This is a genomic window from Clostridioides sp. GD02377 (assembly GCF_045899875.1).
GTDB lineage: Bacteria > Bacillota > Clostridia > Peptostreptococcales > Peptostreptococcaceae > Clostridioides > Clostridioides difficile_A.
Genome location: NZ_JBJODA010000013.1, coordinates 84,493 through 95,909 on the forward strand (window position 1 = coordinate 84,493; position 11,417 = coordinate 95,909).

Annotated in this window: 11 protein-coding genes; 8 read left to right on the forward strand and 3 right to left on the reverse strand. The window is 27.2% G+C overall.

The window, feature by feature from the left end:
* Positions 1–14 precede the first annotated feature (14 nt).
* The 7 genes from accD to lexA all read left to right on the forward strand — a co-directional run bounded on the left by accD (position 15) and on the right by lexA (position 5,867).
* A complete protein-coding gene (gene accD / locus Q3304_RS12870) occupies positions 15–869 on the forward strand; it encodes an acetyl-CoA carboxylase, carboxyltransferase subunit beta (RefSeq protein WP_054270369.1) in 855 nt (284 codons plus the stop codon).
* A gap of 20 nt (positions 870–889) precedes the next feature.
* Complete coding sequence (locus Q3304_RS12875; RefSeq protein WP_054270368.1) at positions 890–1,834, forward strand: acetyl-CoA carboxylase carboxyltransferase subunit alpha; 945 nt, start codon at positions 890–892, stop codon at positions 1,832–1,834.
* Between the two features lie 188 nt (positions 1,835–2,022).
* On the forward strand, positions 2,023–2,283 hold the full coding sequence (locus Q3304_RS12880) for a stage V sporulation protein S (protein ID WP_003424039.1): 261 nt from the start codon (positions 2,023–2,025) through the stop codon (positions 2,281–2,283).
* A gap of 152 nt (positions 2,284–2,435) precedes the next feature.
* A complete protein-coding gene (locus Q3304_RS12885) occupies positions 2,436–2,807 on the forward strand; it encodes an ACT domain-containing protein (protein WP_074178173.1) in 372 nt (123 codons plus the stop codon).
* 29 nt (positions 2,808–2,836) lie between these two features.
* Entirely contained in the window at positions 2,837–3,682 is an 846-nt protein-coding gene (locus tag Q3304_RS12890) for a hypothetical protein (RefSeq protein WP_407813973.1), read from the forward strand.
* A 318-nt stretch (positions 3,683–4,000) separates the two neighbouring features.
* A complete protein-coding gene (locus tag Q3304_RS12895; protein ID WP_167640893.1) occupies positions 4,001–5,128 on the forward strand; it encodes a tyrosine-type recombinase/integrase in 1,128 nt (375 codons plus the stop codon).
* Positions 5,129–5,231: 103 nt separating this feature from the next.
* On the forward strand, positions 5,232–5,867 hold the full coding sequence (gene lexA, locus Q3304_RS12900; RefSeq protein ID WP_054270364.1) for a transcriptional repressor LexA: 636 nt from the start codon (positions 5,232–5,234) through the stop codon (positions 5,865–5,867).
* 114 nt (positions 5,868–5,981) lie between these two features.
* Here lexA and Q3304_RS12905 read toward each other — a convergent pair whose 3' ends face one another.
* Positions 5,982–7,139 (reverse strand): ComEC/Rec2 family competence protein, encoded by a 1,158-nt coding sequence (locus Q3304_RS12905; protein ID WP_407813998.1) that lies wholly within the window; start codon positions 7,137–7,139, stop codon positions 5,982–5,984.
* Positions 7,140–7,605: 466 nt separating this feature from the next.
* On the opposite strand from Q3304_RS12905, the gene Q3304_RS12910 reads away from it, so the two are divergent.
* Positions 7,606–9,009: a diguanylate cyclase domain-containing protein gene (locus Q3304_RS12910; RefSeq protein WP_407813972.1), complete on the forward strand. Its 1,404-nt coding sequence runs from the start codon at positions 7,606–7,608 to the stop codon at positions 9,007–9,009.
* A 421-nt stretch (positions 9,010–9,430) separates the two neighbouring features.
* Here the strand turns inward: Q3304_RS12910 and Q3304_RS12915 are convergent, their stop codons facing one another.
* Both Q3304_RS12915 and Q3304_RS12920 read right to left on the reverse strand, forming a co-directional pair.
* A complete protein-coding gene (locus tag Q3304_RS12915; RefSeq protein ID WP_407813971.1) occupies positions 9,431–10,063 on the reverse strand; it encodes an OmpA family protein in 633 nt (210 codons plus the stop codon).
* Complete coding sequence (locus Q3304_RS12920) at positions 10,056–11,414, reverse strand: hypothetical protein (protein ID WP_407813970.1); 1,359 nt, start codon at positions 11,412–11,414, stop codon at positions 10,056–10,058. Before Q3304_RS12920 ends, Q3304_RS12915 begins: the two co-directional genes overlap by 8 nt.
* Positions 11,415–11,417: the final 3 nt, after the last annotated feature.

The window sequence follows — 11,417 nt, forward strand, 5'->3', positions numbered from 1 at the left end:
GGAGTAAATAGATTATGATAAAAAAATTTTTATCATCAAAAGAATCTAAGTATGTTACGATTTCTTTAGATGACAACTTTAAAAAGAATAGTGTAGATGATAAATTTTGGACTTATTGCAAAGGTTGCGATAGTCATGTATTTAGAAAGGATATAGAAGAAAATTCATTTGTATGTCCAAAATGTTCAAGACATTATGGCTTAAGAGCAAGAAAAAGAATAAATTTATTGATTGATAAGGGAACTTTTATGGAGTTTAATTCTGAGGTAGAATTTCAAAACCCACTAAACTTTCCTAAATACAAAGAAAAAGTAGACTCTTATAAGGAAAAAACGAATGAGTCAGAAGCTGTTGTCACAGGTTATGGAAGATTAAATGGAATTAAAACAGTTATTTGTGTAATGAATCCTGATTTTATGATGGGAAGTATGGGTTCTATTGTTGGAGAGAAAATAACTTATTCAATAGAATATGCTGCTGAAAATAATTTACCTATAATTATTTGTTCTGCTTCAGGAGGCGCTAGAATGCAAGAAGGTATGGTATCTCTTATGCAGATGGCAAAGACTTCTCAAGCACTTTCTAAACTTGAAGAAAAATCATTGCCATATATATCAGTTCTAACTGACCCTACTACAGGAGGAGTAACTGCTAGTTTTGCTATGCTTGGAGATATTATAATTTCTGAACCAAATACATTGATAGGCTTTGCAGGTCCAAGAGTAATAGAACAAACAATAAATCAGAAACTTCCTGAAGGATTCCAAACTTCTGAGTTTTTACTTGAAAAAGGTTTTATTGACATGATAGTAGATAGAAGAAAAATGAAGGAAGTATTATATCAAATTCTTGCTATGCACAAGAAATAGGGCATGAAGGAGGAACTGTTTTGATTGAAAATAATAGCGAAAAAATAAAGGTTTTAGAAAATGATATTAAACAATTAATAACTATTTCTGAGGCAAATAATATAGATTTAAGTGATAAAATAAATTCACTTAATGAGAAATTGGAAAAACTTAAAGAAGAAGCCTTTTCCCATCTATCTCCATATGAAAAGGTGATGTTAAGTAGAGATATAAAAAGACCTACGACTTTAGAATACATAGAACACATTTGTTCTAATTTTTTAGAGCTTCATGGAGATAGGCTTTTTAAAGATGACCCTTCTATTGTTGGAGGAATAGGTCAGATAGGAAGATTCAATGTTACTATAGTTGGTCATCAAAAAGGAAGAGATACGAAGGAAAATATAAAAAGAAATTTTGGAATGCCTCATCCAGAAGGATATAGAAAAGCACTAAGACTTATGAAACAAGCTGAGAAATTCAATAGACCAATAATAACGTTTATTGATACATCAGGAGCTTTTTGTGGTTTAGAAGCAGAAGAAAGAGGACAAGGAGAAGCTATTGCAAGAAACTTACTTGAAATGAGTAAACTTTCTGTTCCAGTAATCACTTTTGTAATTGGTGAAGGTGGTAGTGGAGGAGCTTTGGGTATTGGAGTAGGTAATGATGTTTGCATGTTAGAACACTCAGTTTATTCTGTAATATCACCTGAAGGTCTTTCTAGTATCCTATTTAAAGATTCTTCTAAAGCTAAAGAAGCTTGTAATGTTATGAAACTTACAAGTGATGATTTGTATGATTTAAAAATAATAGATAAGATTATAAAAGAGCCTATTGGAGGAGCACAAAAAGATGTAGAAGCTGTTTCAAAGGAAATAAAAGCTTATATTTTAGAAAGATTAAATCATTATAAAGATATGGATAAAGAAGAAATTATGACTCAAAGATATAATAAATTTAGAAATATTGGAAAATGCTTATAGAATATAAAGAAATTTGTAGTTTTTTCATTATAAAATGGTTTTAAAAAATAAAGGTTTTCTTAAAACAATTATAGAAGTATATTTTTATAAAAGTATACTTTAAATGATGATTGTAATTAGTAAATGGCAATTGTGATTTAGTACTTTAGGTAATGGATACTTTAACAAATTAACAAGGAGATGTTGAAATGGAAGTACTAAAAGTTTCATCAAAATCTAATCCTAATTCTGTAGCTGGAGCCTTGGCTGGAGTACTGAGAGAACGAGGTATTGCAGAAATACAAGCTATAGGAGCTGGAGCTCTAAATCAAGCGATAAAATCAATTGCAATAGCAAGAGGTTTTGTTGCACCTAGTGGAATGGATTTAGTTTGCATTCCCGCATTTACTGATATAGAAATCGAGGGTGATAAGAAAACAGCCATTAAACTTATAATTGAACCTAGATAATATATCTTTTTATTAGAATTTAATGAAGTTTTAAAGGTTGGCTATAGAAATAGGATACTATAGTGAACCTTTTTTACGTTATATGTTTTATTTTATATAATTTTTAATGTATAATCTTAAGTAGACAAATAAGTTTGGAGGAGATGTACATTATGAAATTAAAATTATTTGCAGAAGAGTATGCAGTATGTAGATTAAATAATGATAGTAAAATACCAACATGGATAGATACAAAAAACTTTTACTCTATAACTAAGACTGAGGATGAATTAAGTGTTGTATGTTCAAATAATAATATTCCTTCTGATGTTAAGTCAGAAAAAGAGTGGAGAATACTTAAGATACTAGGACCTTTAGATTTTTCACTTATAGGAATTTTATCTAAACTAAGTGGCTTATTAGCAGAAAATAAAATAAGCATATTTGCAATTTCTACATATGATACAGATTATATTTTAATAAAAGAAAAAGATATAGAAAATGCTTGTAAAATTCTAACTTGTAATGGATATGAAGTAGAGTAGTCAAATACTTCTACATGAGGTTTTAATTTATGATTCATATAATCGAAATTTTAAAAATAAGTATGATAAATATCTTTTGCTTTTTAGGAATATTTATTGTTTTTGGACTGATTTTTAGTATTACAGAAAATCTAAACAATAAATTTATATTTTCATCTTTTGGAAAAACTGGGATTATTGTAACTGGAGCTATAGGAACATTTATTCATGAACTTAGTCATTTGATAATGTGCTTGATTTTTATGCATAAAATAAATTCAGTTAAATTTTTCAGACCAATAGAAAGTAAAAATGATGGCATATTAGGATATGTAAGTCATAGTTATAAGAAAGATAGTCTTTATCAAAGTATAGGAAATTTCTTTATAGGAATTGCACCTATTATAGGTGGAACAATAATGATTATTTTACTTTTTAATATATTGTTGCCAGAGAGTTATATGAAAGTGACACAAAATATAGACTTAAAATTATATGTAAGTATGATTAATAGTTTCAATATAAATGGTTTTATACACATTATTATAGATGATATTTCTAATTTTATAAAAGTAATGTTGTTAACACCTAGTATATATTCATTGAAGTATTTTATATTTATGTTCCTAATGTATTCTATATCTACACATATGTCACTTAGTAGTGCTGATTTAAAAAACAGCTTAAATGGTTTGAGTTTTATAATCATAGTTATTTTAGCGATAAGTCTAATTACATACTTACTTGGACCTGATAACTTGAATATATCCAGTCTGATAGTTCAATATAATATATTTGTGAGTTTTTTCATGGCGATAGGGCTTATTTTTTCAGTGGTAACTCTAATAATATCTTATATTTTAAGTTTGGTCAGTCCATTTAAAAACTTTAATTAAAGAGCTGTATATTTTACAATATATTTAGTTTTATTAGAAACAGATAAAAATATTAAATAAAAAAGATTTCAGTAGAGTATAAAAAGAGTATAAAATTTCTCAATATATTTTAAGAATTATTCTATAAATATATTGAGAAATAAAAAAAGAGTACTTAAATACAACTAGTCTTTAAATGTGGATTTAGGGAATAGTTAGTGCTAATCTCGATTAAAGCACTACTAATCTCTTAAAAATACAAAAAATAATTAAATTAAAGATTTATAATTAATTTATATAATTTAAAAGATTTATATTTTTACTTTAGGAGGTTTAATTTTGAATAATGATAAGAAAATTATAAAAATACATAATAAATCAGATAAACCTGATAATATCGTCATCAAGGAAAATGAGCTTATAGAAAAATGTCTACTTTTGGAAAATAAACTTCCTGTATTTATGAAGGATTATTTTATATATTTAAAAGGCTCTGTTGCAGTTTCCACACGACTTGCTTATTTAGAAGATATAAATTTTTTCTGTTCATATTTGGTTGAAACTAAAGAATTAACAAGTGCAGATTGTATAAAAGATATTACTGAAGATGATTTTAATACAATAAAATCAAGAGATATAAATTTATTCTTAGGTGATTATTGTAGTAGATATTATAAAAATACAGAAAAAAACACATTAATTTTTGAAAATAATAATAGAGCTTTGGCAAGAAAAAAATCATCCATCTCTACTCTATTTAAGTTCTTATATAGGAACTCTCAAATAGATAATAATATAACTGATGGATTTAATCCAATAAAACTTCCTAAACCTCAACCAGATGCTATTAAACGTCTTGAAATAGATGAAGTTGCTAAGATGTTAGAATCAGTAGAAACAGGTGAAGGTCTTACAGAAAAAGAAAAAGTATATTGGAGAAAGACTAAATTGCGTGATAAAGCTATTTTAGCTCTATTTGTTACATATGGGCTTAGATTAAACGAACTTAGAGAATTAAACATATCCTCTTTTAATTTTTCAAGAGGAGAATTTAAAATATATAGAAAACGTGGAAAGGAAGTTTTAATGCCTATAAACCATACTTGCGAACATGTAATAAAAGACTATTTGCAAAATGAAAGAATAAGAGATGATTTATTAAACGATGATGAAAAAGATGCTTTATTCTTATCTCTTCAAAACAAGAGAATTACAGCAAAAGCTATAAGAACATTGGTAAAAAAATATACCTCTATTCCACTGGATACGACTAGAGATAATGGATATAGTCCTCATAAATTAAGAGCAACTGCTGCGACTTCCCTAATCCAAACAGGATTTTCTATATACGATGTTCAAAACTTACTTGACCATGATAATGTCACAACTACTCAGCTTTATGCAGCTCATAAAAAGAATGTAAAACGTGATATAGTTAAGAATTTTGAATGGATTGAGGATGATTAAAAATCAGGAACAAATGTTTGCAGATATAAATGGATTATGTTATAATTAAAAATATAAAACGTATGGAAATAAAAACAAAATATGTTTAGAAATGAGTGATGTTATGTATTTAGATCTAACTGAAAAGCAAGTCTTGATATTGGAATTTATAAAGTCTCAAATCATATTAAAAGGTTATCCACCTGCTGTAAGAGAAATATGTACTGCTGTAGGGTTAAGATCTACTTCAACTGTACACTCTCATCTAAATAAACTTGAAAAACTGGGATACATAAGAAAAGACCCTACTAAACCAAGAGCTATTGAAGTTTTAGAACGTAGTAAAGTAAATGATGTTTCTGGAGCTAATCAAGAAATAATAGAACTTCCATTAGTAGGTCAAATAACAGCTGGAGAACCCATTTTAGCTCAACAAAACATAGAGGAATACATTCCATTCCCTGCCAGTTTAGTAAAGGGCAGTAATAATTTTGTATTAAGAGTAAAAGGCGAAAGTATGATTAATGCAGGAATTTTAGATGAAGATTACGTTGTAGTAGACAAAAAAAATACAGCCTTGAATTCTCAGATAGTAGTTGCACTTATAAATGGTGAATCTGCTACGGTTAAGAGATTTTTTAAAGAAGGACACTTAATAAGACTTCAGCCAGAAAATGATTTTATGGAACCAATTATGCTTAATGATTCAGAAGTTGAAATTGTAGGTATTGTAACTGGTGTATTTAGAGTTATAAAATAACTATTTAAAGAATACTAAAAAAATAAGCTATTCGTATAGATAAAATGTGTTATCTACTAATTATAGCTTATTTTTTTTATGCATTTATTTTATTTTTTATTATCTGCTCTTTTATTATTTTCCATAACATATATCACATGGGTCATTTTTTTTACTTTCGGAAATAGTACCTGATAATATTTTTTTACTTCTTGAAAGACCACTACAATTTTTTGTTGAGTGATAACTCTTCCCTTTTGGAGTAAAATACACTATTTCTGATGTATTAGATACATTTTGTTCTTTATTTAGAGGTTCATTTTTTATTGTATTGTTATTTGATTTTTCAGAGTTTCCATCTTCTCTAACCCCTTTTTTATAGCTTCCATCTTTACAGCTTGTAAATACTCCATCACCTGTCGATTCAAATATTATGTCTGAACACTCATCACTTCTATGTACCTTTACTCCCATTTTTTCCAATTTGTTCATTGTTTCTTGATGTGGATGACCATATGAATTGCCTTTACCTACTAAAAGGACTGCATACTCAGGGTCTACTTTATCTAAAAACGCTTGAGATGAACTACTACGAGAACCATGATGAGCCACTTTTAAAAGGTCTACTTTGCTAAGTTTTGGTAATATCTCTTTTTCTGTACCTTCTTCAGCATCACCTGTAAATAAAGCTTTATCTTTACCATTAGTATATGCAAGAACTAGAGATTGTTCATTAGTCGTATCTCCACCATTTGTATTTAGAACTTCAAAGTAAGAATCTTCTAAATAAAACTTCTTATTTTCAAGTGGTACACTTGGAGATAAATCTTTATTTGCCAAAGCATTTATAAAGTCTCTATAACTCTTTGTTTCTGCTGAACCATTCGATACAAAAACATTCTCTATGTTAAAGTTTTTGGCAACAGAATCAAGTCCACCTAAGTGATCTGCATGAGAATGGGTAGCTATAAGATACTTAATATCTTTTACACCTTGCTTATTAAGATAATCTACCATTAAATTTTCATCATCATTATCCCCACCATCTATCAATGTAAAAGTTTTACCCTCTTGAATCAATATTGCATCACTATTTCCAGTGTTAATAAAATGAATCTTTACATTTTTATCACTTGATATACTGCTAGATAAGGAATCTTTGTTATTTGATTGATTGTTGCCATTATCTGATGTATCGCAACCAGTCAAATAAATCGATATAGATATTATCAGTAAAAATACTAAAGCTTTAAATTTAGAATTTCTTTTACTTTTTATATTACTATTTTTTATACTACTTCCTATCACAAACTACTCCTCCATTTTCATAATACTTTACAACATCTATCGACTTATTTTATCATAATTAACTATTTAGTATCAATATTTCTCTTATATAGTCGGATTATATTGACTTAATATTGAAACAATAATATCTTGATTATTTCTTTATTTTTACAATATAAACTGTTAATTTTTTATGTATTTTTAAGTAATAATGTTTAATATAATAGTGATGATAATAAATTGCATCATAAGGAATTTTTAAGCTTTAATCCATTAAAAAAATATACTATAATATATGTATTAACTAAAAGAAAATAGCTAAATAAGTCATTATTAGTAATATAAAAATATAATTTTAAACTTTGATAACTGTCAGTTTAACTATCTTAACCTATATTTGAGGAAGGAAATTCTCATTTCAAACTTAGCCAAATGATGAGTTATTGACAGGATTTTTACTTAGGAGGTAAAAATGAAAGATAACTCACATTATACACTTATTCAAGCACTTGCTAATATGCTCATTGGAAAACAGATAGATACAAAAACAATTACTAAATCTCTTGAACTTATCTGTAATACCTTCTCATTTGAATGTGGTTTAGTATATGAAGCAGACCAATATAATCAATTTAATTTAATTGAAAATTATAGTTTGAATGATATAAAATTATGCAATAGTTTCAATGCATGTGAAATTAAGTCAGATTTTCAAAATCAATTAGCTCATCAAGAAATAATCTACTTAGATAAAAATAAAGATTATAAATCATGTGAGATTGATTTTATGAATATTTTTTCTGCAAAATCTTTGCTTGGAATTTCTGTAGTAGATGAATATTTTAATAACTATGGTTTTATCTTATTTCTAAATACTACATGCAGTAAAGTAGATTTTTCTGATTCTGAACTTAAGACATTAGCCATTGTACTTTCAATGCTTGAAAAGTATTTAGGAATAAGAATACATAGAAATAAAGTTTTATTCACACAGACTGCACTTGAAGGAATAATAAATCATACAGGCATAGATATTTATATAATTGATTTTTATACATATGATATTTTATATGTCAATGAGTCAATGGCTGCTCCTTATGGTGGCGTATCTCAATTTTCAAAACATAAATGCTGGCAAATTCTTTTCCCAGGACAGACATCTCCTTGTGAGTTTTGTCCACAAGAAAATCTTATTGATGAAAATGGGACTAGTACAGGAGTATATACATGGAATTATCAAAGACCTTTTGATGGAGCGTGGTTTAGAGTATTTAGTACAGATTTTAGATGGGTTGATGGTCGTCTTGCTCATCTTGTTAGTAGTGCAGATATAACTGATAATAAAAAGAATGAAGAATTAATTGAATATATGGCAAATTACGATGTATTAACAGGTCTGCCAAACCGAAGGATGCTTATTGAAGAATGTAAAAATAGAATCGACAATGCTAAAGAAGATGAACAAGGATATGTAATCTTTTTCGATATTGATGGCTTTAAGGTAATTAATGATAATTATGGGCATGATGCTGGTGATGAATTCCTTGTAAAACTTGGGGATTTTTTCTCTTCAATTCCACTTCTTAAGAATTCTGTTTATAGAAATGGTGGAGATGAATTTGTTGCTGTAATTGGTGGGGATATTACAAAAGATAATATTCGCAATTTAATAAATTTTATACATAATAGATTTAAAAAACCATGGAATTTAAAAAATGGCTCAGTATACTGCAATACTAGTGTTGGCATAGCTTGCTATCCAGAAGATGGAAATAATGCAGAAGAATTAATCAATAAAGCAGACCAAGCAATGTATCAAATTAAGAAATCTGGAGGAGCAGGAATCTGTTTTGGTTATCAATTAATAAAAAAATAATTAAAGTTAAATTTTTTCATCAATAAAAAGGTAACAACTAAGGTTAGTTGTTACCTTTTTATTTTTCTACTATAATCTAATTAATAAATAATTAAATTATTCTAAGCTCTATATAATATACTAATAGCTCTAGCATTATATGGTTTTTTATGATATTTTTCTACATATTATTTTAAATGACTTGTTATCGTATAATAATATCAACAATTGACTGCTTATAAATTTTATATTATATAAAATGAAATATTTTACATCAGTAGTACCCAGTTATGCATTTTAAACGACCATTTACGTTTAAGATATTGCAAATTTTTTCTAAAAACTATAATATGTTAAATATCAACAAAAATAAATAAACTTTTTCCTTAAAGAAGGCTTAAAGCTCACACCAACTGCCTTCTTTTTTTTTATAAAAATTCAATTATTTATTTTGATTAATATTTATTTCATATTTTAGCTCTACTCTTCTAGATGCATCTCTGTTTACTCCATTATCTCCATCTTTTATAAGTTCAGCTTTTGATCTTCCTATTGCAATAATATGTCTAGTAACCTTATCTTTATATTTATAGTTACCAATCTCATCCCCTACTATATACTTTGCAACACTATATGCTCTTCTTTGGGACAGGTCTAAATTGTATATATAGCTCCCTACATCATCTGTATGGCCTTCTATAACTATTTTTGATATATAATCCCCATAATCTTTATATATAGTTTCTATGTACTTTGGAACAAACATTTTTAACATTTCTTTAGCCTCTGGTTTTAAAACATCACTATCTACATCAAACATGGTTCTTTCACCAAAGGTTACTTGACCATTAACCTTATCTACTTTCACAGGAATACCACTTTTTTTAAAGGTCTCCTCAACAGAAGCATTGACGTTCTTGGCCAAATCTTGCTCGACAGAACCTGAAATACTTTCTGAACTAAATAAGATAAGAATCACAACCATCAATACAGTTGATAATAAATCTGTAAATGTTGGCCAAAAGCTACTCTTTTCAAATTCTCTGTTAATAGTTCTTCTATATTTATTATTCATTTAACTCATCCTCACCTATGACCTTTATTTCATTATTTTCTATCTCATAAATTTCTTCGCTGAAAGGGTTAAATACACTATCGATATCATCTTTAAATAATTCTTCACTCTCAAGAGGAACTTCGTCATGCATAAAAGAGTTATTAAACATAACGTCTAATTTATCTTGAATATCTAAAGAATTCTCAAACATTATATCTAGTTTAACTTGTAGGTCATTGGAAAAGTTTTCAATAATACTTGAAAGATTTTTTATTGAATCATCTAGAGTAAACTTTTCATCTAAAAGAATTTTTTGATTTTGAGATATTTTATTTTCATGAGTCATTAATTTAGTTAATAAATCTTGGGCACTTCTTTCATATAAAGCAAATCCTGCATTTATATTTTTTATGTAGTCTCTAATTTTAAACTGGCTTTCAGTAGCATTGTATATATTTTTTGAAGATTCTTTTATGTCAAATAAAATCTCTTTATTTATGTTGTCTTGATTATCATACTTATCAAACAATTTTACAAACTTTACATTTAAAATATTAAACTGTTTATCTAATTTTCTTACGCTTTGGTCAAAAGTCTTAATAGAGCTTTGAGAACCCTCTAAAAGGCTTTTTAAAGCTTCTATTCCACTTATGAATTCATCATTAAAGTCATTTAAATCTTTAGATATTTTATCAAATTTTTCAATAGCTTCTATAGACTTACTTATTTGTTTTATTGTATTTTTTACCTCTTCTACTTTTAAATCCATTCTTTCTGATTTAAAATGAGTTATCTCAGATGTTAATAAATTTTCGCATTTTAACATTATCTGTATTAAAACATGTTCACAATCTTTTATCTTTGTACAGTAGCCTATAATTAGAGAAAATACAACTCCAAAGATGCTTGTTGTAAATGCAGTCTGCATACTACTAATAGTCGAAGGAAGTGAATTTATAATGTCTTTGGTATCAACACATAAAAGCATTGTAGAAAGTCCAACAAATGTACCTAAAACTCCAAGCAAAATACTTATTGAAGATGAATTTTTTATACTTCTAATCTTCTCTAAAAGTGGTAAGTTGTTGTGTTTTAAATCTGATACAACTTCTTCTATAAAAGAAGTTATATTTACATCAGAATAAGGATTTTCTTTGCTATATGTATAGTAATCATTCCTTATCTTTCCATAAAATTCACTCGTTTTATGGTTTCTATTGATTTCTTCTAGTTTTGAACTTACAAACGAGTATACTCTGTTATTTTCTATTATCTTAAAAACAGAATATAAAGTTATTGCAAGTAAAAACAATATAGTTATCGGATTAGTAAATATTGACTCTATTAAATTAGTTATTATGTTACTCAATTC

Coding starts and splice junctions, on each gene's coding strand:
- Q3304_RS12885 (WP_074178173.1), top strand. CDS start 2,436: ATGAAATTAAAATTATTTGCAGAAGAGTATGCAGTATGTAGATTAAAT.
- Q3304_RS12910 (WP_407813972.1), top strand. CDS start 7,606: ATGAAAGATAACTCACATTATACACTTATTCAAGCACTTGCTAATATG.
- Q3304_RS12890 (WP_407813973.1), top strand. CDS start 2,837: ATGATTCATATAATCGAAATTTTAAAAATAAGTATGATAAATATCTTT.
- lexA (WP_054270364.1), top strand. CDS start 5,232: ATGTATTTAGATCTAACTGAAAAGCAAGTCTTGATATTGGAATTTATA.
- accD (WP_054270369.1), top strand. CDS start 15: ATGATAAAAAAATTTTTATCATCAAAAGAATCTAAGTATGTTACGATT.
- Q3304_RS12915 (WP_407813971.1), bottom strand. CDS start 10,063: ATGAATAATAAATATAGAAGAACTATTAACAGAGAATTTGAAAAGAGT.
- Q3304_RS12880 (WP_003424039.1), top strand. CDS start 2,023: ATGGAAGTACTAAAAGTTTCATCAAAATCTAATCCTAATTCTGTAGCT.